25 protein-coding genes and 2 pseudogenes are annotated in these 24,681 nt (G+C 55.5%); 13 read left to right on the top strand and 14 right to left on the bottom strand.

Annotated elements, in window-relative coordinates; all coding sequences use genetic code 11:
* Positions 1-9: 9 nt before the first annotated feature.
* Entirely contained in the window at positions 10-1,035 is a 1,026-nt protein-coding gene (pheS, locus tag PY311_RS06040; RefSeq protein WP_286147989.1) for a phenylalanine--tRNA ligase subunit alpha, read from the bottom strand.
* Between the two features lie 427 nt (positions 1,036-1,462).
* On the opposite strand from pheS, the gene PY311_RS06045 reads away from it, so the two are divergent.
* The 7 genes from PY311_RS06045 (at position 1,463) to nrdR (ending at position 6,443) form a co-directional block, all read left to right on the top strand.
* Positions 1,463-2,329 carry an NAD(P)H-hydrate dehydratase gene (locus tag PY311_RS06045; RefSeq protein WP_286147775.1) on the top strand — a complete coding sequence of 289 codons (867 nt, stop codon included), beginning with the start codon at positions 1,463-1,465 and terminating at the stop codon, positions 2,327-2,329.
* 13 nt (positions 2,330-2,342) lie between these two features.
* A complete protein-coding gene (locus PY311_RS06050; RefSeq protein ID WP_286147776.1) occupies positions 2,343-2,969 on the top strand; it encodes a hypothetical protein in 627 nt (208 codons plus the stop codon).
* A gap of 14 nt (positions 2,970-2,983) precedes the next feature.
* The gene (gene alr, locus PY311_RS06055; RefSeq protein WP_286147777.1) at positions 2,984-4,150 is read left to right on the top strand and encodes an alanine racemase; all 1,167 of its coding nucleotides are present in this window, start codon (positions 2,984-2,986) and stop codon (positions 4,148-4,150) included.
* Positions 4,151-4,323: 173 nt separating this feature from the next.
* On the top strand, positions 4,324-4,692 hold the full coding sequence (locus PY311_RS06060; protein WP_286147778.1) for a type II toxin-antitoxin system PemK/MazF family toxin: 369 nt from the start codon (positions 4,324-4,326) through the stop codon (positions 4,690-4,692).
* Positions 4,693-4,814: 122 nt separating this feature from the next.
* The gene (locus PY311_RS06065) at positions 4,815-5,291 is read left to right on the top strand and encodes a hypothetical protein (protein WP_286147779.1); all 477 of its coding nucleotides are present in this window, start codon (positions 4,815-4,817) and stop codon (positions 5,289-5,291) included.
* Between the two features lie 71 nt (positions 5,292-5,362).
* Entirely contained in the window at positions 5,363-5,878 is a 516-nt protein-coding gene (locus PY311_RS06070; RefSeq protein ID WP_286147780.1) for a hypothetical protein, read from the top strand.
* A 109-nt stretch (positions 5,879-5,987) separates the two neighbouring features.
* Positions 5,988-6,443: a transcriptional regulator NrdR gene (gene nrdR / locus PY311_RS06075; RefSeq protein WP_286147781.1), complete on the top strand. Its 456-nt coding sequence runs from the start codon at positions 5,988-5,990 to the stop codon at positions 6,441-6,443.
* 1 nt (position 6,444) lies between these two features.
* Here the strand turns inward: nrdR and PY311_RS06080 are convergent, their stop codons facing one another.
* Both PY311_RS06080 and PY311_RS06085 read right to left on the bottom strand, forming a co-directional pair.
* On the bottom strand, positions 6,445-6,828 hold the full coding sequence (locus PY311_RS06080; protein ID WP_286147782.1) for a DUF4363 family protein: 384 nt from the start codon (positions 6,826-6,828) through the stop codon (positions 6,445-6,447).
* On the bottom strand, positions 6,825-7,502 hold the full coding sequence (locus PY311_RS06085; RefSeq protein WP_286147783.1) for a DUF421 domain-containing protein: 678 nt from the start codon (positions 7,500-7,502) through the stop codon (positions 6,825-6,827). Before PY311_RS06085 ends, PY311_RS06080 begins: the two co-directional genes overlap by 4 nt.
* A 177-nt stretch (positions 7,503-7,679) precedes the next feature.
* On the opposite strand from PY311_RS06085, the gene glmM reads away from it, so the two are divergent.
* From glmM to PY311_RS06105, 4 genes are all read left to right on the top strand, one after another.
* Positions 7,680-9,044, top strand: a complete 1,365-nt coding sequence (gene glmM, locus PY311_RS06090; RefSeq protein ID WP_286147784.1) for a phosphoglucosamine mutase — start codon at positions 7,680-7,682, stop codon at positions 9,042-9,044.
* Positions 9,044-9,724 carry an acyltransferase gene (locus PY311_RS06095; protein ID WP_286147785.1) on the top strand — a complete coding sequence of 227 codons (681 nt, stop codon included), beginning with the start codon at positions 9,044-9,046 and terminating at the stop codon, positions 9,722-9,724. Before glmM ends, PY311_RS06095 begins: the two co-directional genes overlap by 1 nt.
* Before the next feature lie 310 nt (positions 9,725-10,034).
* Complete coding sequence (gene glmS, locus PY311_RS06100) at positions 10,035-11,873, top strand: glutamine--fructose-6-phosphate transaminase (isomerizing) (protein WP_286147787.1); 1,839 nt, start codon at positions 10,035-10,037, stop codon at positions 11,871-11,873.
* A gap of 408 nt (positions 11,874-12,281) precedes the next feature.
* A complete protein-coding gene (locus PY311_RS06105; protein WP_286147788.1) occupies positions 12,282-13,910 on the top strand; it encodes an S-layer homology domain-containing protein in 1,629 nt (542 codons plus the stop codon).
* Positions 13,911-13,941: 31 nt separating this feature from the next.
* On the opposite strand, the gene PY311_RS06110 is transcribed toward PY311_RS06105, so the two are convergent.
* Positions 13,942-14,202: a hypothetical protein gene (locus PY311_RS06110; RefSeq protein WP_286147789.1), complete on the bottom strand. Its 261-nt coding sequence runs from the start codon at positions 14,200-14,202 to the stop codon at positions 13,942-13,944.
* A 470-nt stretch (positions 14,203-14,672) separates the two neighbouring features.
* Between PY311_RS06110 and PY311_RS12780 the strand changes: the two are divergent.
* Positions 14,673-14,933, top strand: a pseudogene (locus PY311_RS12780) (tyrosine-type recombinase/integrase); the annotation flags it as partial.
* 235 nt (positions 14,934-15,168) lie between these two features.
* Here the strand turns inward: PY311_RS12780 and PY311_RS06120 are convergent.
* The 10 genes and pseudogenes from PY311_RS06120 to PY311_RS06160 form a co-directional block, all read right to left on the bottom strand.
* On the bottom strand, positions 15,169-16,062 hold the full coding sequence (locus PY311_RS06120; RefSeq protein ID WP_350309703.1) for a BRO-N domain-containing protein: 894 nt from the start codon (positions 16,060-16,062) through the stop codon (positions 15,169-15,171).
* Positions 16,037-16,519, bottom strand: a complete 483-nt coding sequence (locus PY311_RS06125; RefSeq protein WP_213540496.1) for a low molecular weight protein-tyrosine-phosphatase — start codon at positions 16,517-16,519, stop codon at positions 16,037-16,039. Before PY311_RS06125 ends, PY311_RS06120 begins: the two co-directional genes overlap by 26 nt.
* A gap of 88 nt (positions 16,520-16,607) precedes the next feature.
* Positions 16,608-17,141 (bottom strand): annotated as a pseudogene (locus PY311_RS12640) (DUF1016 N-terminal domain-containing protein); the annotation flags it as partial.
* Positions 17,095-17,841, bottom strand: a complete 747-nt coding sequence (locus tag PY311_RS06130; RefSeq protein WP_286147794.1) for a metallophosphoesterase family protein — start codon at positions 17,839-17,841, stop codon at positions 17,095-17,097. The gene PY311_RS06130 and the pseudogene PY311_RS12640, both read right to left, overlap by 47 nt.
* A gap of 14 nt (positions 17,842-17,855) precedes the next feature.
* A complete protein-coding gene (locus tag PY311_RS06135) occupies positions 17,856-19,475 on the bottom strand; it encodes a recombinase family protein (protein ID WP_286147795.1) in 1,620 nt (539 codons plus the stop codon).
* The gene (locus tag PY311_RS06140) at positions 19,472-20,215 is read right to left on the bottom strand and encodes a recombinase family protein (protein ID WP_286147796.1); all 744 of its coding nucleotides are present in this window, start codon (positions 20,213-20,215) and stop codon (positions 19,472-19,474) included. Before PY311_RS06140 ends, PY311_RS06135 begins: the two co-directional genes overlap by 4 nt.
* The gene (locus PY311_RS06145) at positions 20,215-21,816 is read right to left on the bottom strand and encodes a recombinase family protein (RefSeq protein WP_286147797.1); all 1,602 of its coding nucleotides are present in this window, start codon (positions 21,814-21,816) and stop codon (positions 20,215-20,217) included. Before PY311_RS06145 ends, PY311_RS06140 begins: the two co-directional genes overlap by 1 nt.
* A 75-nt stretch (positions 21,817-21,891) precedes the next feature.
* A complete protein-coding gene (locus PY311_RS06150) occupies positions 21,892-22,035 on the bottom strand; it encodes a hypothetical protein (RefSeq protein ID WP_286147798.1) in 144 nt (47 codons plus the stop codon).
* Between the two features lie 641 nt (positions 22,036-22,676).
* Positions 22,677-23,138: an RNA polymerase sigma factor gene (locus tag PY311_RS06155; protein ID WP_286147799.1), complete on the bottom strand. Its 462-nt coding sequence runs from the start codon at positions 23,136-23,138 to the stop codon at positions 22,677-22,679.
* Positions 23,139-23,601: 463 nt separating this feature from the next.
* The gene (locus PY311_RS06160) at positions 23,602-24,120 is read right to left on the bottom strand and encodes a bacterial transcriptional activator domain-containing protein (protein WP_350309712.1); all 519 of its coding nucleotides are present in this window, start codon (positions 24,118-24,120) and stop codon (positions 23,602-23,604) included.
* Between PY311_RS06160 and PY311_RS06165 the strand changes: the two genes are divergently transcribed.
* On the top strand, positions 24,019-24,423 hold the full coding sequence (locus PY311_RS06165) for a hypothetical protein (protein ID WP_286147800.1): 405 nt from the start codon (positions 24,019-24,021) through the stop codon (positions 24,421-24,423). The two genes, PY311_RS06160 and PY311_RS06165, sit on opposite strands and share 102 nt — an antisense overlap.
* Positions 24,424-24,681: the final 258 nt, after the last annotated feature.

A 24,681-nucleotide genomic window follows, 5' to 3' on the forward strand; every position in this document is an offset into this window, starting at 1 on the left:
GCGAGAATATTAGAACTGCTGCAGGAACCGCTCGTCGTTTTCAAAAATCAGGCGCAGGTCACTGATTTTGAAGTGGCCCATGGCGAAGCGCTCAAGGCCCATGCCGAAGGCGAAGCCGGAATACTCGTCCGGATCAATGCCGCAGTTGCGCAGCACCTTGGGGTGCACCATACCGGCGCCCAGCACTTCGATCCAGCCCTCGCCCTTGCAGGTGGGGCAGCCCTTGCCGCCGCACTTGTGGCACTGGATGTCCACCTCGCAGCTCGGCTCGGTGAAGGGGAAGTGGTGGGGACGGAAGCGGGTGACGGAGGCGGGGCCGTAGATTTTCTTGATCACGGCGTTCAGCGTGCCCTTCAGGTCTGCCATGGTCACGCCCTTGTCCACCACCAGACCCTCGATCTGATGGAACATGGGGGAGTGGGTGGCGTCCACCTCGTCCTTGCGGTACACCCGGCCGGGGGAGATCATGCGGATGGGTACGCCGTGCTCCTCCATGGCTCTGATCTGCATGGGAGAGGTCTGGGTCCGCAGCAAAATCTTGGAATCTTCCGTGAGATAGAACGTGTCCGTCCAGTCACGGGAAGGGTGGGACTCAGGGGCGTTGAGCTTTGTAAAGTTGTAGCTTTCCAGCTCGATCTCTGGGCCGTCCATGATCTCAAAGCCCATGTCAAGGAACACCTGCTTGATCTCATCCAGCACGGTGTACATGGGGTGCTTGTGGCCCAGAGCCACCTCCTTGCCGGGGATGGTGATGTCCAGCGTCTCGGCCTTCAGCTTGGCCTCCAGCGCCGCCTTCTGCAAAATGGCGGCCTGAGACTCAATGGCCTTTTCCACGGCGGCACGGACCTCGTTTGCCATCTGGCCCATGATGGGGCGCTCCTCGGCGGAGAGGCTGCCCATCTGCTTGAGCACGGCGGTCAACTCGCCCTTTTTGCCCAGGTACTTGACCCGCAGCGCGTCCAGTTCCGCCGCGGCCTTCGTGCCCACGATGGAGTCCAGCGCGCCATTGCGGATGGCTTCCAGTTGTTCTTTCATCATAAAAGCAAAACTCCTTTTTGTTGGAATTGGGATGTTCGGTTCAGGCCGCGGTGCAAAACAAAAAGCCCTCCGTCCCACATTGGGACGAAAGGCTCACTTCCGCGGTACCACCCAAATTTGCGCCAAAGCGCACACTTGTGCCCTGATAACGGAGGGTGACCGCCATGTCTCCATGGAAGCTCCGGGGCGAACCAAACCAAGCGTCCGCAGGTCGGCTTGCAGCCGGTGACCGACCCTCTCTGCGGCGGCGTTTCGGGTTATTTTCCCCTTCATCGCTGATGACTTTTCTACATATACCACAAAAAGACGGCAAATGCAAGAGCAAAAATGACGGTTTTCCGACTTTTGCGGGAAAATTGCGAAAGGGATTGCACGGAAAGGCACCGCCATATATAATGAGAGAAAAAACGAAGGAGCGATGCCGGTGGAAACGCAATTTGTCGGGCCGGAGCTGGTGCGGCGGGCACTGCCGCACCGGCGGGAGGACGGTCATAAGGGGACGTTCGGCAAGGTTTTGATCGTGGGCGGTGCCGTGGGCTACACCGGTGCGCCGTATCTTGCGGCGTCGGCGGCGGTGCGGACGGGCTGCGGGCTGGTGTCCGTGGGCGTACCGGAGTCCATCTGGCCCATCGAGGCGGTGAAGTGCAGCTCCGCCATGCCGTTTCCGCTGCCGGAGCGGGACGGGCGGCTGTGCCTTGGGGCGCTGCCGCTGCTGCGGGAGCGTCTGCAAGGCTGCGATGTGCTGGCCCTCGGCCCCGGCCTTGGCCGGGGAGATGAAACGGCGGAGCTGGTGTGGGCGCTGCTGGGAACGGAGAAGCCGGTGGTGCTGGACGCGGATGGCATAAACGCACTTTCCGGGCATATAGATGTTCTGGACGCCCGCCGGGACAAAGTGACAGTGTTGACGCCTCACGCGGTGGAATTTTCCCGCATAGGCGGGGACCTGAGCCATGGGGATCGGCAGCAGGCGGCGCGGGACTTTGCCATGCGCCACGGCTGCGTGCTGGTGCTGAAGGGCCATGGGACGGTAACGGCCGCCCCAACGGGCGAGGTGCTGATGAACACCACCGGCGGCAGCGGTCTTGCCAAAGGCGGCAGCGGCGATGTGCTCACCGGTGTCATCGCGTCCCTGCTGGCGCAGGGAGTCGATGCGGTGCAGGCGGCAGTAGCGGGCGTGTGGCTCCACGGCCGGGCCGGCGATTTGCTGGAAGCGGAGCTGACAGCTTACGGCGTTATGCCGGAGGCGGTTGCAGAGCATCTGCCGCTGGCCATCCGGGAAATTTTGGAATAACGGAGGGAGCGCGGTGCACATTGGAAAATGTGTACCAATGATAGCCCTGTGCCTGCTGCTGTGCGGCTGCAAGGAGCAGGCGGAGGAAACGGACATCCGGGCGGCCTATCGGGAGATGAGCGGCTGTGAGCTGACAATGAAGGTTGTCTGCGGCGAAGCGCAGCGGGAGTGGGCTGCCACGCTGCAATGCCATTACGCCCCGGAGGGAGAGAGCACGGTGGAGGTGACGGAGCCGCTGGAGCTGGCCGGGGTCCGGGCAGTGCTTCGGGAGGCGGACTGGTCGCTGGAATACAGCGATCTGTGCCTGAACATCGGCCCTCTCAGCGCGGAGCAAATTTCCCCTGCCACGGTGCCGGTACGGATGCTCAATGCTTTGCGGGAGGGGTGGCTGCTGGAGGAAAACACCGAGGAGCGGCAGGATATCCCCTGCGTCCGGCTGGCGCTGGAGCAGACCGGCAGCGGCGGCGGGGACATTGTGACAACAATCTGGCTCCGGCGGGCGGATGGAACGCCGTTTTTGGGGGAGATCGCCGTGGAGGGCGAAACAATTTTAACAGCGGAGTTTACGAGCTTTTCATTTTGTGATATAATCAGCGAAACGGAAACAGAGCAGGCGGGGCTGCCCCGCGAATCTACATAAGACAGGTGAGTATTTTGGAGGATGCAATTTTACGGCGCACATGGGCGGAGATCGATCTGGATGCGCTGGAACATAATTATAAAGTGGCACGGACGCGAATCGGCGACGGTGTGAAGTATTTGGGCGTGGTAAAGGCGGACGCTTACGGCCACGGCGCTGTGCAGGTATCCCGGAAACTGGAGCAGTTGGGGGCGGATTATCTGGCGGTCTCCAGTCTGGACGAGGCCCGGGAGCTGCGCCACGGCGGCATTACTATGCCAATTTTGATTTTGGGGCACACGCCGCCGGAAATGGTGCCTCAGCTCATTTCTTACCACATCACACAGGCGGTGTCCGCCATGGCCAAGGCTGAGGAATACAGCGCAGAGGCGCAGAAATGCGGTGGAACGCTGCGGGTCCACATCAAGGTGGATACCGGAATGTCCCGGCTGGGTTTCCTTGTCCGGGGAGAGCATTTTGAAAGCGGTGTGAACGCCATTGCGGCGGCCTGTGCCCTGCCGGGGCTGGATGCCGAGGGTATCTTCACACATTTTGCCGTGTCCGATATGGACGGTGCGGAGTACGAGGCGTACACCCGGGAGCAGTTCGGCGTGTTCACCCGCGTTTTAGACGCGCTGGCCGCCAAGGGGTGCACGTTCCGCATCCGCCACTGCACCAACAGCGGCGCGCTGACCCGCTACCCGGAGATGTATCTGGATATGGTGCGTCCTGGTATTGCGCTCTACGGTGAGGGGAGTGATGCGGAGCGGCTGGGACTAAAGCCGGTCATGCGCCTGAAAACCAGTATTTCCACCATTAAGGTCTTTGATCCGGATACCACCGTCAGCTACGGAAGAACGTTCCGCACAGAGGGAAAAACGCGTATCGGCGTGCTGCCGGTAGGCTACGCGGACGGCTTTTTCCGGGGGCTTTCCAACCGTGCATCGGTGCAGACGGACTACGGCCCGGCACCGATTCGGGGCCGCATCTGCATGGATATGTGCATGGTGGACCTGACGGATTTACCGGAAGTGAAAGTGGGCGACACGGTGGAGCTGTTCGGACAGCGGCAGAGCGTGGGCAGCCTTGCCGCGCTGCTGGATACAATTCCCTACGAGCTGACCTGCGCGGTAAACAAGCGGGTACCGCGTGTCTATATGGAGAACGGTCAGGAAATAGAGCGCAGCCTGCGTTTGCTGTAATAGGACGTCAATCGAATTGCATAGCACTCCGGCCCTGTCCGGCGCATAGGATGCTTTGGAGGCGGGACATCGGAATTTTGCCCCGCTGGTATAAATTCCGAAGCGGCGTGGGAGAATGAAAGTGGCCTCACCGATCAGGTGACGGGTACTTTTTTCGGCGGAGTGTGAACTTTGTGGATACAACTGTGAAGCGCGGCGATATTTACTATGCCGATCTCTCTCCGGTGGTGGGCAGCGAGCAGGGCGGCGTCCGCCCGGTCCTCATCATTCAAAATGACACAGGAAACCGCTACAGCCCGACGGTTATCGCGGCGGCGATCACTTCTCAGACGGGCAAGGCCCGCCTGCCGACGCATATTGACCTGCCTGTGGATCAAAGCTGCGGCCTCAGCCGCAATTCCATTATCCTGCTGGAGCAGGTGCGGACGCTGGATAAAAAGCGCCTGCGGGAGCGGATGGGCCATGTGGAGGAGGCTGTGATGGAGAAGGTAGACACCGCCATTGCGGTGAGCTTTGGGCTGCCCCACGATCAACTGGTGTAGGGAACTGTCCCCTGAAAGGGGAACCTTTCAGGGGCGGCTTACAAAAAACGGCGGCTTCATAGAAAACGTAAGAAATTCCGCGGAAAGCGCATTGTGCCCGCGGGATGGGAGGTACATAGGATATGAAAAACAGATGGGGACTGCGCCTGATAGGGCTGCTGGCAGTGAGCTGCGTGGCAATGAGCGGCGTTTCGCTTGCGGTGGAGCCGGGCTCCGCCACGGACCCGCTCATCACGCTGAGCTACCTGAACGAAACGTTTATGGGGCAGATCATGGACAGGGTGGACCAGAAGATCGCCCAGCGGAACAGCGGACTGGGCCAGTCCGGCGCCGGCATGGAATTTTCCGTGGTGACGCTTTCCAAGGGACAGGTCCTCACCGGCGACATCGGCTGTGAGGTTATGCTGCGGGTGGGGTCTGCGACCTGTGTGGCGGCATCCACTCCGGGGCTGGTGGACGAGACCTCCGGCAGTACCCTCAGCGGCGGCGGAGCGCTGGCGGCAAACCATCTGTACATGATGACTGTGGAGAACCGGGGCGTCAAGGCCGGGGCCGACACGGTGAAGCTGCTGGTGCGGGGAACATATACCATCGGCTGACGCGGTATATTCAAGACCGTCTGCGCGTAGAATCGCGCAGGCGGTCTTTTTGCGTACGGAGGTGGAGAGCTATGGACAAGTATCCGGTTCTGGCGGGAGGGGAGACCGTAGGGGAGCTGACGGTGGAAGCGGCGGCATCGGATACGGTGCTGGATATGAGCTGTGTCCGGCGGGAGGGACTGTGGTGTGCGTGGGCCGTGGGAGAGAGCGGGGCACTGCGAATCGGCATCCCGGAGCCGGAGGGTGACCGGCTGCACCTCCGCCGCCGCTTTTCCCGGAGCATGACCGCGCCCATAGGCCGTATTCTGCGGGGAGAACTCCGGATGCCGGAGCGGGCAACGCCGCAATGGCTGCCGGTAGACCCGGCAGCACCTCCGGTACGAAGCGAGCGTTTTCTGCGGGCGATTCAAGCGCGGCAGGGAGTTTTGACCTGCCGCGTGGACGGACGGCTGCTGCTGGCCTTTCCCAGAGCGGACGATGCGCCGTTCCCGCTGGAGGAGCTGTTTTGCTTTGCGTCCTTTCGGCAGATCAAGGGCAGCGACTTCTGGATTTTTGCCTTTGATGACGCGGAGTGGCCTGTTTTTTAAAAAAATGAAAATAGGGATACCAAACGGAAATGAAATATGGTAAACTAATCATGGTATTCTATACTTAAACGGCCCCGGGTCACGGGCGCCGGTCAGGAGGTTGTTTCCCATGAAGTGTCCGTTTTGCGGTCATCCCGAGAGCAAGGTCATCGATTCCCGCCCCGCCGATGAAAATGCCAGCATCCGCCGCCGACGGGAGTGCCTTGCCTGCGGCAAGCGCTTTACCACCTATGAAACGGTGGAATGCCTCCCCATCGTGGTCATCAAGAAGGACGGAAGCCGCCAGAGCTTTGACCGGCAGAAGGTCCTGCGGGGCATGATTCGGGCCTGCGAAAAGCGGCCGGTGTCTTTAGCGGAGCTGGAGCACATTGCCGATGAGATCGAGCAGGAGCTCCAGAACTCCATGGAGCGCGAGATTCGCACGGCGGACATCGGCGAGAAGGTCATGGAGCGTCTGCGGTCAGTGGATCAGGTGGCCTACGTCCGCTTCGCCTCCGTTTACCGGCAGTTCAAGGATATTGATACCTTTATGGCGGAGCTGAATAAGCTCCTGGCGGAGAAGTAAGCTATAGCACATTCCTGATATTCAGCGCTTCCATTTCCGAGATGAGGCGGAGCTGATCCATGAGATCGGACAGTTCTGCACGAAACTCCGTAATTTCCTGCGTTTCGGCAAAGGCCATGGCCCGGCGGTACATGGCCTCCGCATCGTCCACGGCATCATGGTGGGAAACAATGTGGAGATAGGTCTGCCGGAGTGTCCAGTCATCATAGCTCTCCCAAAGGGAATCCAGCGCCTCGGCCCAGCATTCCGATTGGGCCAGACGGTCTGTTTCCTGAAGCTGGGCGCGCCAGCGCCGGGTTTGACGCTCCATGTGGCTGCTGTTCCAGAGGGAAAGGGCCAGCAGGGCGCACAGCACCGCTATCGGCGGCAAAAGCAGACGCTTCACGGCTTCGCCTCCTTCGGGATACAGAGGACCTTGCCGCTGCCATCCACCGTTAAAAGAAAAATTTCCCCGGCGGAATGTCCTGTCCGCCGCAGCTCCTTTTGGAGCCAAGCCTCGTTCCGCCCGCTGCGGGCAAGATTTCGCCGGACGATCCGGCCATCGTTGATGAGAATGAAGGGCAGCTCGTCCTCCTCGGGGGTGAGGCCAAGCTCCTCCGCTGTGGGGGGCCGCTGCCGCGCCCACGGCAGAATGGAGAGCTGACCGGAATTTTCCAGTACGGCCCAGCGTACCTCGTCCACGGAGACATAGCCCTGTCCCCGGAGCTGTTCCAGCAGCTCGTCCAGCGTGTAGCGGTTTTTCCGCATGGCATCCTGCTGGAGCTTGCCGTTTCGGATGAGGATGGACGGGGTGCCGCACATCAGTTCCCGAAAACGCAGACTCAAAAGGGATAGCTGACTGAGCAGCATGGAAAGGGAAAGCAGTGTCAGAATGGGGATGACCCCGGCCAGCAGCGGAATCCCAAAGTCCTGCATGGGGACGGTGGCAAGGTCGGAGATCATCATGGTCAGCACCAGCTCGCTTGGCTCCAGCTCGCCAATCTGGCGTTTTCCCATGAGCCGCAGGCCGGTCATGATGAGAAAATAAAGAATGACGGTACGCAGCAGCGCGGTGATCATGCCAAATGCCCCCTCTCTTATGACAGTGTGGGGCAGGCAAGCGGAAAATTATGTGCGCTGCCTGAAAATTCACAAATTCCCTCTTGCGTTTCCTATAGAGAATAGGTAAGATAAAACAGCCGTTTCCGCGGCGGGAAGCCGCGTTTTAACAATATATCAAAGGAGCATTCGGTTCTTATGGGTAAATATTTCGGTACAGACGGATTTCGGGGCAAGGCTGGTGTAGACCTGACAGCGGAGCACGCCTTTCAGGTAGGACGCTTTCTTGGCTGGCACTATAGCCGCCTGCATCCTGATGACACGGCCCGTATCGTCATCGGCAAGGACACCCGGCGGTCATCCTATATGTTTGAAAACGCGCTGGCGGCGGGTATTACCTCCGCCGGGGCGGACGCTTATCTGCTGCACGTAACTACCACGCCATGCGTCAGCTATATCACCCGGACGGAGCGGTTTGACTGCGGCGTGATGATCTCCGCCAGCCACAATCCGTTCTATGATAACGGCATCAAGCTGATGAATGGCATCGGCGAGAAAATGGAGGACGCGCTGCAGGCGGAGCTGGAGCGGTTCATTGACGGGGAGCCCGCCGCGCTGCCGTGGGCCACGGAGGGGAAGATCGGCAAGACCATCGACTTCTATTCCGGCCGCAACCGCTATATCGGCTACCTCACCAGCCTTGCGGCCCGGTCCTTTGAAAAGCACAAGGTAGGTCTGGACTGCGCCAACGGCAGCTCCTGGATGATCGGCCGGGCGGTGTTTGACGCGCTGGGAGCCAAGACCTACGTGATCAATGACCAGCCGGACGGCGTGAATATCAACATGGACTGCGGCTCCACCCATATTGAGGGACTTCAGCTCTATGTCCGGGAGCACCATCTGGATGTGGGCTTTGCCTTTGACGGAGATGCCGACCGCTGCCTTGCCGTGGATGAGCGGGGCGAGGTTTTGAACGGTGATAAGATCATGTACATCTGCGCCAAGTTTCTCAAGGAGCGGGGGCAGCTCCCCGGCAATACGCTGGTCACAACGGTCATGAGCAACTTTGGACTGTATAAGGCGCTGGACAAGGCGGGCATCCGCTATGAAAAGACCGCGGTGGGGGACCGCTACGTTTACGAGAACATGAAGGAAAATGACTATGTGCTGGGCGGCGAGCAGTCCGGGCACATCATTTTCCGCAAATACGCCCACACCGGCGACGGGCTCATCACCGCTCTGATGCTCATGGAGGTGATGATGGAGACCCAACTGCCCCTGAGTGTGCTGGCCTCCGGCGTTTCCATGTATCCGCAGGTCTTGAAAAACGTCCGGGTGGATGATAAAGACGCTACGCTTTCGGACAGCGCCGTGCAGGCGGCGGTGGACGAATGCACCGCCGCACTGGGGGATTCCGGCCGGGTGCTGCTGCGCAAGAGCGGCACGGAGCCGGTACTCCGGGTCATGGCGGAGGCTGGGACTGCCGAGGAATGTGAAAAGTGGGTGGACCATATCATCGCCGCCATGGAGAAAAGCGGCCATTTGATCGAGGTGAAGAAGTAATGCTGACTGTAAAGGAGCTTTATTCGCTGGAGCATTCTCTGGCCGGGGTGTATCTTAGTAAATTTACTTACCCGTGGGAGGCGCTGGCCGGTATCTCCGATTTGATTTTGGAGCTTGGCCGGTGTCTACCGGAGGAGGAATATTTCCACCCGAAAGACTGGGACGGTAATGTGCTGGAGGATGTTTGGGTGGCCAAGGACGCAACGGTGTTCAAGAGCGCATATCTCCACGGCCCCTGCATCATCGGCCACCGCACGGAGGTCCGGCAGTGCGCCTTTATCCGGGGCAGTGCGCTGGTGGGGAATGACTGCGTGGTGGGCAACTCCACAGAGCTGAAAAACGTGATTCTCTTTGATAACGTGCAGGTGCCCCATTATAATTACGTGGGGGATTCTATCCTTGGCTATAAGTCCCACATGGGCGCCGGCTCCATCACCTCCAATGTCAAGAGCGACAAGCTTCTGGTGGTGGTGAAGGACGGCGCGGAGCAGGTGGAAACGGGCCGCAAAAAGGTGGGCGCCATGCTGGGTGACCGGGTGGAGATAGGCTGCAACAGCGTACTCAATCCCGGTACGGTTATTGGCCCGGACTCAAATGTGTACCCCACCTCCTGTGTCCGGGGCGTCATTCCGGCGAACCATGTCTATAAGGACGCGGCGCATATCGTGGAGAAGAAGTAAATAGGTGTCACGGCCTCCGGGTGGTATCCGCCCGGGGCCTTGCACATAAAATGAATCAAGACGCAGACTGGAAAGGAGGCTATGGGCCCGGCCCATCATAAGCGCCATGTGCCCGCAGGGGCTTTCCCGGCGGGATAACGAGGTGAGGGGCGTATCGAAAATTCGGCGGATACCCCTCCATGGCCGCAGCCATGTGACAGCATTTACAAATACGCGGGCGACAGCGGAACAGAGAAATGCTGACTGCGAGAAAGTGACAAATTTCTGCGCGTTTGTCCTTTTGAAATCAATTTCAGGAGGATTTTTATTTATGTGTGGTATTATCGGCTATGTGGGCCATCAACAGGCGGCGCCCATTTTGCTGGAGGGCCTGTCCCGGATGGAGTACCGGGGCTATGACTCTGCCGGCGTGGCAGTGCGGTCCGGGGAAAAGGGCCTGCAGATTTATAAGTCCAAGGGGCGGCTTCAGGTGCTGTCGGACATGATTCACGGCGGCGCGGATGTGGAGGGGACCCTCGGCATCGGCCATACCCGCTGGGCTACCCATGGCGAGCCCAATGACATCAACGCACACCCCCATGTCAGCGAGGACGGGCGAATCGCGCTGGTGCACAACGGCATCATCGAAAACTATATGGAGATCAAGCAGCAGCTTCTGCGCCACGGCGTGAAGTTCAAGTCAGAAACGGACACGGAAGTAGTGGCCCAGCTTTTGGAGTTCCATTACCGGGAATGCCATAATATGCTGGAGGCCGTGGGCCGTGTGCTGCGGCGCATTGAGGGCTCCTACGCTTTCGGCATCATCTGTGCCGACTATCCCAATGCTCTTATCGCCGCCCGTAAGGACAGCCCGCTTATCATCGGCTGCGGCGAGGGGGAAAATTTCATCGCCTCCGATGTAACGGCGGTCATCGGGCATACCCGGGACGTTATTTACATGGAGGATGGGGAGATCGCAGTCCTGACAGCGGAGGGTGTGAGCCTGTTCAACGATGAGATGGAGCCCATTGAAAAGCCCCACAGCCATGTGGACTGGGATGTGTCCGCCGCAGAAAAGGGCGGCTATCCCCACTTCATGCTCAAGGAGATTTTTGAGCAGCCGGAGGCTATCCGCAAAACAGTCTCGCCCCGCATCCGGGACGGACGGGTGGTGCTGGATGACCTGCACCTGACAGCGGACTATGTACGCAGCATTAGCCGTATTTTCGTCGTGGCCTGCGGCTCCAGCTACCATGTGGGCATGGTCAGCAAGTATAACTGGGAGCGCCTGCTCCGCCGCCCAGTGGAGGTGTGCCTCGCCTCGGAGTTCCGCTACTGCGATCCGCTGGTGGACGATCACTCTCTGGTGATTTTCATCAGCCAGTCCGGCGAAACGCTGGATACCATGGCCGCCCTGCGGGAGGCCAAGCGCCTTGGCGGCCGGACGCTGGCCGTTGTGAACGTGGTGGGTTCCTCCATCGCCCGTGAGGCGGACAATGTGCTCTATACATGGGCGGGGCCGGAGATCGCCGTGGCTACCACAAAGGCATATTCCACGCAGCTGGCCCTGATGGACATGATCGCTCTTTATCTCGGTGACCTGCTGGGAACGGTCTCCCGTGAGGAATATACGGCCATCCTGCATGAGCTGGAAACTCTGCCGGAAAAGCTGCAAACCGTATTGGACAGCACGGAGGATGTGAAGTATTTCGCCTCCCGGTACTTTAATCATAATTCCATTTTCTTCATCGGCCGGAATCTGGATTACGCCATGGGCTTGGAGGGCTCTCTGAAGCTCAAGGAGATCAGCTATATCCACTCCGAGGCATACGCCTCCGGTGAGCTGAAGCACGGCACCATTTCCCTCATTGAGCCGGGAACGCTGGTCATCGCGCTGGGGACCTACGCGCCGCTTTTCGATAAGGCCATGAGCAACGTGGTGGAGGTCAAGGCCCGGGGGGCCGAGGTGCTGGCGCTGACCACGGAGCCGTTCCGTGAGAAAATGGAGCGCACCGCTGATGCTACGGTGGCAGTGCCCGCGGCGCACGCGGTAGTGCAGCCGTCTTTGGGCGTAGTGCCGCTGCAGCTCTTCGCCTATTATGTGGCCCTCCAGCGCGGCTGCGACATTGATAAGCCCCGGAACCTTGCCAAGAGCGTCACGGTGGAATAACGCTGCGATTTTCGAAATGAGCGCAGCCGCGCTGACGCGCCGCCGCTGCGGCGTACAAGTATTTTGCGCTTTCGGCGCAAAATCTTGAAATCGACCGAATTCATTTCGGGCGATTTGAGTAAAATCACAGGGTTCCCGCAAAAGCGATGCTTTTGCGGGATGGCTGCGACATTGATAAGCCCCGGAACCTTGCCAAGAGCGTCACGGTGGAATAACGCTGCGATTTTCGAAATGAGCGCAGCCGCGCTGTAACCAAACTTTTCCTGTATAAATTGCGCCGCCTGCCTTGACCGCTCCTTTCCTTTTTGGTATGATTGCCCTGTAGGGCGACATAACACCACAGCTCGCCATGAGCTGTGGTGTTTTTTTGAGAGAGACCGTCGAAGTATGACGGAAAAAGGAGCGATTATGAAAAAGAAGATTGGAGGCTGGCTGGCGGCGGCTTTGCTGGCCGTGGGCTGCACGGCCATGACCGCGTCGGCCTTTACCGATACAACAGGGCATTGGGCGGAGGAGTCCATCAACAAATGGTCCGGGGAGTACGGCATCATTCAGGGCTATGATGACGGTACGTTCCGCCCGGATAATTCCATTACGCGGGGTGCGTTTGCTGGGATTCTGGACCGCTTTCTCCATTTTCAGGAGGTCTCCCCGGCAGATACGTTTTCCGATACGCCGGGTACCTACTGGGAGGATGCTATTTTAAAGCTCCACGCTGCCGGTGTGTATCTGGGCAATGAGGGTAAGGCACTGTCTAACAGTACCATCACCCGCCAGCAGGCGGTGGCGATGATCGGGCGGGCGTTCCGCATTGCGCCGGAGACCGTTTCGCTCAGCTATGAGGATGCGGCACAGGTTGCGGAGTATGCGGCCCCCTATGTTTCGGAATTTACGGCCCGGGGCTATATCACGGATTCTGCCAATGGCCGCTTCCGGCCGACAGAGCCTATCACCCGGGCGGAAATCGTCAACATCCTTGGAAACATGGTCAATACGCTGGTGAAGGATACGGTGGAATGGACAGGTACGGCTCGGGGCAGCCTTTTGGTCAGCTCCACAGAGGGGGCTGTACTGAACCGGGCGGAGATAGACGGAGATTTGCTGGTGGCGCCGGGCGTCAGAGGCAAGGTAACGCTGATTGACTGCACGGTTTACGGAGAGATTCGCAATTTCGGCACGGCGGAGGTCATTTTTGAGAGCGGCACGGCAGAGCCGGATACGCCCACAGAGCCGGAGAAGCCGGCCATTCAGCCCTCGGAGGTCTATACGCCCGGCACGCTGCTGGGCCGCACCATCACCTATGGCGGAAAGGAAGTGCCGCTTTACTGTGACCGGTCTCTGAACACCTTTGCGGACTTAAATTTTGCGTGGTCTCTTGACAAGCCGGACCGCTTGGAGTATCTGGGTGATGAGTTCCGCACTCGCTACGGCGTGGACATTTCCTCCTATCAGGGCACGGTGGACTGGAATGCTGTAGCCAATGACAATATTGACTTTGCCATGATTCGGGTGGGCTACCGTGGCTACGGCACAGGCAGCCTGAATACCGACAGCCGCTATGAGGAAAACATTCGCGGCGCTTTGGACGCGGGGCTGGAAACGGGCGTGTACTTTTTCGCGCAGGCTATTACCGTTGAGGAGGCTATCGAGGAGGCGGATTACGTCATCAGTCTGCTGGAGGGCCTGGACATCGACGGGCCGGTGGCCTATGACTGGGAAATGCACGATTCCACCTACCGTGTCTACGGTACGTCTCCAGAGATGGCCACGGCCTGTGCGGTGGCGTTCTGCGAGCGGGTCAAGGCGGCGGGCTATACGCCGATGGTCTATGCGGGCTCGTATGTTACTTACATGAAGTACGATCAGGGGGCGCTGGCGGATTATATCAGTTGGTACCCGGAGTATAAGGGCAGCTCCTCCGAGCGGCTGTGCCCGACGTTGGCTTACCACATGGATTACTGGCAGTTCTCCAGCAGTTGCACGGTAGCCGGCATCAACGGCCGGGTGGATATGAATTTGCAGTTTATCCGCAGATAATTGGTGTGCAGGCGGACAATGGGCCACACGGTCAATCAAAGTAAAAGGAAGCCGGCTTGCAATGCAAGCCGGCTTCCTTTTGTTGTGGAATGGCATCCATATGAAGCGGCTGCCACAGAGCAGAAAAACTGTGCGGCTGCCGCTTTTGGCAGGACTCATCGGCGTAATCCATCTCGGAAAACCTGTGAAGGAAGTAGAGTAAATGTTCCTTTTTTAGCCCCAGATCCTCCTTCAGTTTGGCGGCAGCCAGTGCGTTCTTAAGTTCCTGCCGCTGACCGTCCAGTTCGTCCATGCGCTGTTTGGTAGCCTCGTTAAAGATATCAACCTCTATATATAATCATATTTGGAGATTCAAGTCTATTAGTTTTTGCAGCAGACATTTTAGGTGATATTGCAAGTGGCTTAACTGGAAGTAAGATTGCAAAATACTGTGTAGGATATTCAATAGAATACAATATTAAAATTCCTTATGCTACTTATCCTTTTCCTAAAAATGTTCCTAACAAGCGAACTGCTCTGTTGGAAAACTTAAAGTGTTTCAGCGATGTTCAACGCACCCATATTATTAAAGAATTATGTAAACTTCCCGAGGTGGAAGACAATCCCCAAGTCGAAATCTTAAAAAAGAAATTATCGGAGCGAACAGGGAGCACCACAAAAAATTCTGTAGATGCTAAGATTATCGCAAAAACACAACATTGGCTCGCCTCATATCCTCGAGCTCTCAAATCGTATAAGCAAGCTATCGAAAAATTTGAAAATGTTTCACCGAATAGTATCTACAATCAATACAAACGAATTGTAGCATCCATTGGACTACCTCAAGCGCGCTTTCACGATTTACGTCACAGCTATGCTGTTGCTGCGATTCAATCAGGGGATGATATTAAGACCGTACAAGGCAATCTGGGTCATGCAACTGCTTCCTTCACCTTAGATGTCTACGGGCACGTCACAGACCAAATGAAGCAAAACAGCGCAGCGAGGATGGAAAAGTTTATAGAAAAAGTGTCTGGCGAATAACCTTCGCCAGACATCTTTTTTGCTGAAACTTTACCACCCGAACAAGCGTAAATTCGCTTCTCGGAAGCTGTAAAGGGAAAACTAAAGGGAAAACCCATCGAAAACAAGTATGAAGAAAGCCTGTAACCATTGCGGTTACAGGCTTTTTCTGTGTCATAACGCAACACTATAGATTTTTTGAAATTTGCTTTAAAAAAACGTCGTATGACAGCAAGAAAAACTTGATGCACAGAACTCACTTGTCTTTTGATTCTTCAGTTGTGTCAGAGACTGCGCCTTCCAGCAGATCTGTCACAACTTGATTAAGCTGTGCGGCGTTCTTCGGGGAGATGACCGGTGTGTCTGACTGAGACTCAATGTCTTTTCTGGTTCGCCCGGCAACCTGGCCACCTGCTTTGGCAACTGCCAGATTCTCTTGGAAGGTCGTTGGTTTGCAATCTCTTGAAAACTGAGTGGTAGTGGCCTCCGCCAGCATATTCAGTACCAGTTCCAGCGTAGTCATGTTATCACGAAGGTTTTCCTTTTTCAAGCCCTTCAGATTTTTGTACTGCCAGGTGGACATGCCAGACCAGGCTCGGGAAATCTCGTCCGTGAGGATGGCGTACTCTACGCCTTTCTGCACACCGCGGGCATCCCATTCATCCGTCAGTTCTTTACGGACCTGGATAGCCTGCAGCCGCTGATTGATCCACTCACGGCTGTAACCCTTCTTGAGATAGGTTTCCAGAGCGCGGTCAATGGTCAGCTCTGGGTCGATGGTCTCCTCGATACGCTCTCGACCGACCTGTGCCAGCCACAACTTGAACGGTTCTGCCTTCGGGGAAGGAATAGACTGGATGATTCGGAGAAGCTGCTCGGTATCGGCTACATCAGTCAATCGTTTTTTGCCATCCGAAGCGGTCATTTTCAACTGGTTACAAGCTGTAACCGTTTCATTTCCCTCATCCTTCAGGCGTTTCTTCGTTACCTTCCAGTAGTTACGAGCTGCCTGATAATCTGGCTGATCAGTCAGCACAGCTACCACATCAACGACGGAAAAGTACCATTCTTCCTTTTCCTCATCCCATGCGGTTCGAATACGCTTGTCTTCGAACAGTTGGATATTATCGTTTTGTGCCATTTGAATCACCTCGTTCTGTCATGAATTCTTTCAAAAGTCCTTGGCAGCCATCCAGCACATCCTGCCAGGTCGCCTCGAAGTCCTCGGTGTACCATGGGTCTGCCACATTGCCGGGATGGGCGGTGTGATCCATCAGGAGGGACATCTTGCCGACATAGTCGCCGCCGCAGATACGGTACATATCCCTGAGGTTGGCCTGGTCCATGCCGATCAGGAGATCGTATTCGTCGTAATCCCGATTTGTCAACTGCCGTGCGGCATGGCCTTCGCAGGAGATCCCATGCTCGGCCAGCTTGCGCCGTGCCGGAGGATAGACTGGGTTGCCGATCTCCTCCCGACTGGTAGCCGCTGATTCGATATGAAATTGCGATGCCAGTCCCGCCTTTTTTACCAAGTCCTTCATCACGAACTCGGCCATGGGGCTGCGGCAGATATTTCCATGACAGATAAACAGGATCCTCTTCATACTGCGTTCTCTCCGAAATCTCATCGTTGCCCTCATTATACCACACATCGACCTTTTCGTCGAGAACACTTTCCAGATACGCAGAATCCTCGATCATTCGCAGAAGCTCCGCCTTGGATAGATTCCGTGCTGTAGCCTGCCGGATGTACCAGCGGCGCTCCTCTGCGGGCAGCTCTGCCTCCATGATCACAACGTTCTGTGTCCGATTCAAGTGAAGCGCTTCGCCAAGCAGTTCCGGCGTGCCGCTGTACAACTGCCAGAAATCCCGCATCCGGCGCACATTGCGCGGAGAGAAGCCGGTCATATCCGGGTATTGTTCTTTTATGAACTCCGCAGCAGATACCGCTGCACCCTTTTCCGAGTGGGCACAGACGGCCTTGCCGATTTCGCAGTACAGCTCCATCTGCGGTAGATCTGCTTTCATGACAGATTCCAGTGTGGCAAACATTGTGCTGTAGTCCACAGCCTTTCGGATATTCATAGTTTCTCCTTTCCGGCGCACAGCGCCTGATTCAACGCTCAAGGCAGAGAAAAACACGGTAACATCGCCGTGTTTTTCTCTGCCTTGACCTGTTTCAGATAACTTGTACGATCTGCTCCCAGAGCAGTATGTGCTTTTCATCAATGGCCCGGTTGTCGTGGTAATGGCCGAACAGCCAGTAGTGATAATGTGCTCTCTCCTTGACCTCCTGCAGGAAATCTGTGAGCGGGTCTGCCTCATTGTGGCGGTTTTCCATGAGAGCAATGCTGGTGGGAGCGCAGTGCGTGATAACATAGTCCACCGCCCAATCGACCTTGGCCAGATTTTTCCGTGCTTCAGCGTACTCCTCCTCAGAAGGCATCTCCTGCGCCCACCACGAAATGTGATTGATGCGATACCTCGCTCGGGGCTTTCTCTGCAGCATCAGGAGCTTTCGCTCAAAATCCGGAGCACCCGGTTCCAGAATGCCGTCCTCCGTATCATGGCTTTTTGCTCCGCCCATGGTGAAGAAGTGATAGCCTTCCAGCTCGAAGACCTGTCCACGCATCAGGTGCAGGACATGAGAGCGAATGCGGTGTACCTTGCCGCCGTGCCAGTCTTTCACCGGATATCGTTCCAGTGCGTCGTAGTTCTCATGATTCCCGCAGATGAAGGCCAGCGTGAACGGAAGACTTTCCAGCCAGTCCAATGCAGCCTCGTCACGGCCGTCTCCAAACCACACACCACCAAAGTCTCCGGCACAAATCACGATGTCCCGCTTTGTCATTTGTGCCTGCTCCGGGAAATATTTCGGCTTGAAGCGTTCAAAGTTTCCGTGGCAATCACCGGTTACAAAAATCATCTTTCCACCTTCTTTCAGTACATAATTTTCTGGCAAATCTCAATGCCACCCTTCAGGGTGACTGCGACCTCATCCTTGGATAGGATTTTTACTGTCTCCACCAGTTGGCGAACGGCGCTCTCGTCCCACTCTGTAATGTGGGGCGATGCGTTTTCCAATGTCTGTGCGGCATCCATGATGCGCTGATTGGCTTTTGCCTGTTCGTTGTTATTCGTGAGGATCACGGACCGTTTTTCCTTCAGGAAAGTCTGCTCGTCCAGTATTTCTTTGAACTGACCGCCATAGGCGGCAGGATCATCCGTGGCCTTTTCCAGCAGTGTTTGGAACTGCTGCTCCAGCACCCTCAGCCTGCATTCAATATCTCCAAGGCTCATTGTGCCACCAGGGAATGGGATGAGCTCTGTTTCCATTGCAGCTGTGATCTGCCGAATCAAGCTATTCTTGTCAGCCATGGCTGTATTCAGGACTGCGAGGATCGCTTGCTGGAGTGGTGCTTCATCCAGTGTGGGCGAATTGTGGCAGTATTTCTTACCGTAGTCCAATCGGCTCACACAGCGCCATACGACTCGTTTTTCCCCGTTTCGTGTCCATGTGCAGCGGCGATACAGGGTCCCGCACTCACCGCAGACCAACCGCTCCGAGAGCGCATACTTGCTGGCGTAGGAGGCCATCCCCGTGACTGCGTTCTTGGAGGGGCTCTTTGCTGCATTCCGCCGTGCCATCTCCGCCTGTACGGCATCATACTTTTCACGGCTGACAATGCCCTCATGGTGATTTTCAATGAGGTACATGGGAAGTTGGCCTGTATTCTTGATAGCCTTGCGGTTGATAAAGTCCTGCCGGAAGGTCTTCTGCATCAGCACATCACCGCAGTATTTTTCATTCTGCAGGATGCTTCGGATGCGTGAGATGGTCCACTCCGGAGAATCCTCGGAGCACTTGACGCCTTGCTGTTCCAGTTCCTCTTTGATCATCCGCAGGCTGGCTCCGGTGAGATAGCGCTCATAGATCCATCGGACGATTTCGGCCTGTTCCGGAATGATCTCCGGCTGACCATCCTCACCTTTGCGGTAGCCATACAGCTTTTTATATTGGATGCTGACCTTTCCGGCTTCCATGGCACGGCGTTTACCCCATGTGACATTCGCGGAGATAGATTCACTTTCAGACTGGGCGAAGGCACCGGAGAGGGTGATTCGCAGCTCACTGTCCTCCTCCAGAGAATTGATGTTTTCCTTCTCGAAGATGACTGCGATGCCAAGTTGTTTGAGCGCCCGGATATAGTAGAGGCAGTCCACCGTATTGCGGGAGAAGCGGGAGACCGATTTGGTCAGGATGACATCGATTTTCTTCTGGCGGCAGTGCCGGATCATCCGCATGAAGTCCTCACGCTTCTTGGCTGAGGTACCGGTGATGCCCTTGTCTGCAAAGATTCCGGCCATTGTCCATGCGGTGTTGGACATGATTTTATCGGTATAGTACTCTTTTTGCACCTCATAGCTGTTTGCCTGATCCTCCTCTTTAGTAGAAACTCGGCAGTAAGCTGCCACCCGGAGCTGTCTGCGGGCTTCTGCCTGACGGGTGGCTTCCGGCTTGGCAGGGATCTTAATTACTCTTGGGGCATCCTCGTTCATTGCAGGTCGCTCCTTTCTATGACTTGCCCATTTTTTAATCGCAGTTTGACATTTTGGCGGGTCACCAGCACCTCGGACACGGTGCTTTTCAGAAGATCAGCGTTCAGTTCCGCCGCGCATTCGAATGCTGAGAAGAGGCGCCGGAGGCGATTTGTTTCATATTCTTCATCCCCCAGCGCAGCATATTGCTCCGACGCAAGCCGGAGGATCAGCACTTTGGCGTTATCCTCGTCGATTGGCTGCTGCTCCAGAGCATTATCCAGCGCCTCCTGCGTTTTGGAATATGTGACTGGCGTAGGACTGCGCCGATGCTGTATGTGGTCCGGGTAATTAGCGAGACCATTGAGCAGGTAGGTGACACTTTGTTCCACCCGCTCAGATGGTGGTGCACCGCAGAGCCTACGCAGCACCTTTTGGGCTTCTGTCTTTTTCGGAAGTTGGGGCTTGTTTGAGCGTTTTTCATTTGCTGCGATGAACTGTTCCTTATCTATGAGCTTGGGATATTCTTTTTCTCCGGTGTAGCGTGTGTCTGCCAGAATACGGGCGACCATATTTTTGTTCCAGAGCCGTCCCTCGTCGTATGGGATATCTTGCTGGCGAAGCGACTCCGTCAACTCATTCAAGGATTCTCCTGCAATATATCGGAGGAAAATCTCCTGCACAAGTTTCGCCTCTGATTCCTGTATGACGATCTTACCCAGAGCCATCTTGTAGCCGAAGGGCTGCTTCCGGTTTCCCATCACCGCACCGTCCTCTCTATGGACTCCCGCAGCTCCAGCCCATTTTTCAGGCAGAAGCGGACGGAGTCATTACTCTCTATGATAATTTTCTCAACGAGTTCACCAAACAGTTCCGCGTCAAAGCTGTCGAGGAATTCCGGCCCACCTTCCAAGAGGTCTATTAAGTCTTGCGTTTGCAGGGCGGTCATGTCGCTCTCGGCATCCATCAGCTTTTCTTTTTCCAGCTTGGCCTGCCGGAGCTGTTTGGTCAGCTCATTGGTTTTGGCTATAAAAATGTCAGGATCAACAAGGCCCTGCTGCTTGAGGAAGGCCAATGTCTGATTCTGACTGGATAGATCTGATATTCTTTTATTCAGGGCAACGATGTCAGGACTCCAGAGCATCTTGCGATTGCGAATCAGCCGGAGGTTTGTAAGCATCTGTTCCAGAATGGGGATGCTCTGATGCTTCAGCTTGTAGTACAGACGGCAGAAAGCTCCGTAGAGGCTTTCCTCTGCGACGGGTGCAATCGGGCAGTCATTCACGGATGTATCATGTTTTCTACAGCACCAATACGCCGAGGATACTTGTTCTTTTCTGCGATAAGAGCTGCCGCAGTGACCGCATGATATTTTCTGGGATAGTGGATATGGTTCACGCCGGAGCTTCTTCCCGTAAGTGGATTTCCGTTTCTGCGCCAATTGCTGTGCCTGCTCAAAGGCTTCTTTTGAGATAATTGGAGGATGAGTCCCCATCGCATAAAACTGTTCATACTCCCCAGTATTTTTATACCTGGTTGCGGGAAGTGTATGGCTGGTATATGTTTTCTGCCACAATGAATCGCCTGTGTTTTTCTCATTTGTGAGAATGTATCGAACAGCCGCCGCATACCATTGTTTTTGCTGACCGCTGGGAACGCCTTCTTCGTTAAGCCTCTTTGCAATTTCGGTTTTGTTCACTCCGCTCAAATACCACTGAAATATACGGCTGACTATCAGTGCAGCTTCGGGGTCTATCACGATTTTCTTGCCGTCGAGCCTGTATCCGTATGCCATGGAGGAGGGGAGAAATGTTCCGCTCTCCATCCTGCGCTGATAGCTCCATCGCATATTACCTGAGATGGACTCGCTCTCTTTTTGGGCGAAGGCAGCGTAGATGGCGGTGATGAGTTCGCTGCTCACATTGACAGTATCGATACCTTCACGCTCGAATCGGACATTGACACCCAGTTCCTTTAGCTCACGGATGTTCTGGAGGCAGTCCTTGGTGTTACGGGCAAAGCGTGAGATAGACTTGACAAGGATCTGGTCGATCAGGCCGCGGCGGCAGTCCGCCATCATTCGCTGGAAGTCATCCCTCTTGGCCACCGAAGTTCCTGTGATTCCCTCGTCCGCATAGATGTCAACCATGCGCCATTCGGCCTTGCCAGAGATCAGCTCCGTGTAGTAGCGGTTCTGAGCGGCAAAGGAATTGAGTTGATCCTCGGAGTCTGAGCTGACACGAGTGTAGGCAGCGACCCGCAGCTGCACATTTTGAGGCCGCTCCGCAGGCTCGATTTTTATAACACGAGGCCGCTTTTCTGCCAGGGCTGTTGTTCCGTCTACCAGTCGCTTTTTATCCATGTACGCTCACCTCCTTTTTTGCAACACAAACACTACCACAACAGCGTCCGAATAGCTACTGAAAGATGAAGAAAATCAGAGAAAAAACATGACTTCAACACCGTTATCCGCAGCGATCCGTGCGGCAATTTTTCTCAGTTCTTTTTCGGTGAAAATACCGCATTCCCGGAGTTTTCTGAGCAGGATCACGATTCCATAGAAGTTGATATTAGGGTTCATAATTGCGCTCCTCCTTGTATCTGACCATCTCTGCGGCACAAGCATGGGAACCGTCCGAAGAAGGAATCAAGGGGAGGCGATAGTTGGACCGACGAACAAAGGAGAAAGGAATCGAATGCAAAAATATAGGAGGGGGTAGACAGTTCCCATGCTTCTGCCGCAAGAGTGTGGTCGCTCCGGCAACGGAAGCAGATGCCCCCATCACCGGAGCGGCCAGAACTTTACGGTTTTGTTTGCCTGTATTCGACACTACTTCCCCAGGCAGGGCGGCAACTTGAACTGTGCGGGCGCACATCACGGGACTCTCACCCCTCCGAGGATCTCTCGAAGCTGCGTACAGGAGTATCATTATGGGCTGACGGGATCATGGCGGGGACAGCTTGCCAAGGCTGCCTTGGCCTGAGTGGGTATCGCTCTGCACCTTACTTGGCCGTCCTTTGATGCGGAGTTTCTCCGCACAGGTGGTCTTCGCGCACTCGGCCTGACGCTGGCTCCGCCAGCTAATGTATTCAAGTTGCCGGATATGACCTGGGCGGTATTTTTCAAGGAGCAAAGCCGCTGATTTATCAGCAGCGGGGGGAGGTTCAAAGCCCTCTCACTCTATTAGCCGTTGAAAACACCGTTTGCACCAAACTTTTTTGTCATCTCAGCATCTTTTTCAATTTCTGTAAGATACGGATCTTCCGATTGTGGATCGTCATTCGATGGACGCCCATCATTTCTTCCAGCTCACGCTCTGAGCGCTCGTCGAAAAACAGTGCATGGATCAGAACTCTTTCTTCTTCGCTCAACTGATCCAGTGCGGCCCGCAAACGGCATAAATCGTCTTTCTTGATCATGGCATCCTCGATACCTTCAGCATCGTCCGCAAACTGGCACTTTGCAGAATATACGAGTCGCTCCAGCGAATCCTCTTTACTGGGAACATAACTCTCCGCACCATTCTCGGCATTTTTCCTGCGCTGTTCGCTTTTCAGATCCACCTCCATGTATTTCATCTTGCGGTCGCTTTTCTTTAAGACTTCCAACACATCCGGGCGCTCTTTTAAGCAGGGATATATCTTCAAATAATCAACCCGATATGGGTCATTGTGATACGACATTTTCTGTCCTCCGTTTTTCGAGATTTGGTGGTGAAGCAAATCTCGAAAACGGAGGGCCACGGCAGCGTGGCAAAGGAGCCCCAAAATGCAAAAAAGCTCCCGGAGCGCAATGGCTCCGGGAGCAGGACGCAATATTAGAATGATGGGCTGTCTGCGGCGCAGGAGGGCCGTACAGATCCGTACACAAGGGGCGCAAACCGGCCTTGTGGTGACCAACGGCGTAATATCGTCTCCTGTACAGCAAAAAAATCACCCGCCCGCATCATCTATCGGACGCATCCGATAACCAATGATAACGGGCGGGCAACCTCAACCGTGACCTGCTGGACAACCTGCTGTATGACTTTTCTATGACCCCAGCTGCAACCTACTGCGCAGCCTCCTGTACGACCTCCTCCGTAACCTCTGGAGCAACCTACTGCGTAACCTCTGCTACAACCTCCGGAGCGACATTAAGCAGCTCTCATTTTATGTGCAAATACTTCTTGATGACCTCGGCATGCTCTAACGCCAGATAGGGCTTTGCCGCCGTATAGTAGGTCTGCGCCATAGAGAGATTTCCTTGGAATCCCATGGCGAGGATCGCATACATGTTCAGTTCGCTATCCTTTGGATCGAAGCGCAGAGCATCAATGGCCGTCTTTTGCGCCAGAATATAATCCTTGCACTCCATCTTCAGGCGGACATATCCCTTGGTGATCTGCAGGTACAGGGACTGATAGTACATGGACAACTGCATCAGCCACAGCTCATGTTCACATCTTGGGAGTAACTGTCCTTTATACATATCGACTGCGCTGTGGTAGAGGGAATGCCGCATATCCGGGTTTTCTTCTGTTTTCAACTGAATGCAGGCATCCTCAAAGCGGTCGAAATCCGTATGGATATTGAAGTTGGGATTGATCTGGAATGTACCATTCTTCCCGATGACCAGCTTGTCGAGCCCGATGACGGAAAGAGTACGCCGCAGGCGGTAAACGATATTATTGACGACCTTATATGGCGGATTGAGTTCGTCGTATGGACAGATGATCTCTGCCAGTGTGTCAACAGTGAAATTCTTTTTGTGGTTCAGAATGAGATATGCCAGAAGCAGGTAGCACTAATCCGCTTTAATATCTTCTCCGGTCAATGTCCCTTTGGAGCTGATGATCTCCATGCCGCCAAAGAAATTGATATGGATGTCTTCCGGATTGTATTTGGAGGCTTTTGTTGCTGCCAACAGGGACTGCTGCTGTTTGATTTCGTTGAGTTCCACAACCACTGCATAGGAAGCGATGAATAGGAAAACCGGGTCATCCGTGTAGCGGGTCGGATCGTCCACGGCAATGAATCCCTGATAATTCGTTTGGAGAATGGTGCCGCCAGCAGTGTAGTCACCCCATACTCCCGAAAGAAGGCTGCCTCATCTGGATAGACTTTCTCTAATCTCTGCAAGTCAGAAATCACGACCGGTTTATTGGCCCGAAGTGCTTTCCTCCATCTTGGGAACTTCTCCATGGGCAGGCACTGGAGCATATTCCTTTGCGCCGGCACACCATCT

The sequence above is a fragment of the Neopoerus faecalis genome (genome assembly GCF_029218125.1).
Lineage (GTDB): Bacteria > Bacillota > Clostridia > Oscillospirales > Oscillospiraceae > Oscillibacter > Oscillibacter faecalis_A.

What these genes read in the sequence shown, in the direction of transcription:
- pheS (WP_286147989.1), bottom strand. Translation starts at nt 1,035, where the DNA reads ATGAAAGAACAACTGGAAGCCATCCGCAATGGCGCGCTGGACTCCATC.
- PY311_RS06065 (WP_286147779.1), top strand. Translation starts at nt 4,815, where the DNA reads ATGAAAAACAGATGGGGACTGCGCCTGATAGGGCTGCTGGCAGTGAGC.
- PY311_RS06070 (WP_286147780.1), top strand. Translation starts at nt 5,363, where the DNA reads ATGGACAAGTATCCGGTTCTGGCGGGAGGGGAGACCGTAGGGGAGCTG.
- nrdR (WP_286147781.1), top strand. Translation starts at nt 5,988, where the DNA reads ATGAAGTGTCCGTTTTGCGGTCATCCCGAGAGCAAGGTCATCGATTCC.
- PY311_RS06085 (WP_286147783.1), bottom strand. Translation starts at nt 7,502, where the DNA reads ATGATCACCGCGCTGCTGCGTACCGTCATTCTTTATTTTCTCATCATG.
- glmM (WP_286147784.1), top strand. Translation starts at nt 7,680, where the DNA reads ATGGGTAAATATTTCGGTACAGACGGATTTCGGGGCAAGGCTGGTGTA.
- PY311_RS06095 (WP_286147785.1), top strand. Translation starts at nt 9,044, where the DNA reads ATGCTGACTGTAAAGGAGCTTTATTCGCTGGAGCATTCTCTGGCCGGG.
- glmS (WP_286147787.1), top strand. Translation starts at nt 10,035, where the DNA reads ATGTGTGGTATTATCGGCTATGTGGGCCATCAACAGGCGGCGCCCATT.
- PY311_RS06105 (WP_286147788.1), top strand. Translation starts at nt 12,282, where the DNA reads ATGAAAAAGAAGATTGGAGGCTGGCTGGCGGCGGCTTTGCTGGCCGTG.
- PY311_RS06110 (WP_286147789.1), bottom strand. Translation starts at nt 14,202, where the DNA reads ATGGACGAACTGGACGGTCAGCGGCAGGAACTTAAGAACGCACTGGCT.
- PY311_RS06125 (WP_213540496.1), bottom strand. Translation starts at nt 16,519, where the DNA reads ATGAAGAGGATCCTGTTTATCTGTCATGGAAATATCTGCCGCAGCCCC.
- PY311_RS06130 (WP_286147794.1), bottom strand. Translation starts at nt 17,841, where the DNA reads ATGATTTTTGTAACCGGTGATTGCCACGGAAACTTTGAACGCTTCAAG.
- PY311_RS06135 (WP_286147795.1), bottom strand. Translation starts at nt 19,475, where the DNA reads ATGAACGAGGATGCCCCAAGAGTAATTAAGATCCCTGCCAAGCCGGAA.
- PY311_RS06140 (WP_286147796.1), bottom strand. Translation starts at nt 20,215, where the DNA reads ATGGGAAACCGGAAGCAGCCCTTCGGCTACAAGATGGCTCTGGGTAAG.
- PY311_RS06145 (WP_286147797.1), bottom strand. Translation starts at nt 21,816, where the DNA reads ATGGATAAAAAGCGACTGGTAGACGGAACAACAGCCCTGGCAGAAAAG.
- PY311_RS06150 (WP_286147798.1), bottom strand. Translation starts at nt 22,035, where the DNA reads ATGAACCCTAATATCAACTTCTATGGAATCGTGATCCTGCTCAGAAAA.
- PY311_RS06155 (WP_286147799.1), bottom strand. Translation starts at nt 23,138, where the DNA reads ATGTCGTATCACAATGACCCATATCGGGTTGATTATTTGAAGATATAT.
- PY311_RS06165 (WP_286147800.1), top strand. Translation starts at nt 24,019, where the DNA reads ATGGATATTGAAGTTGGGATTGATCTGGAATGTACCATTCTTCCCGAT.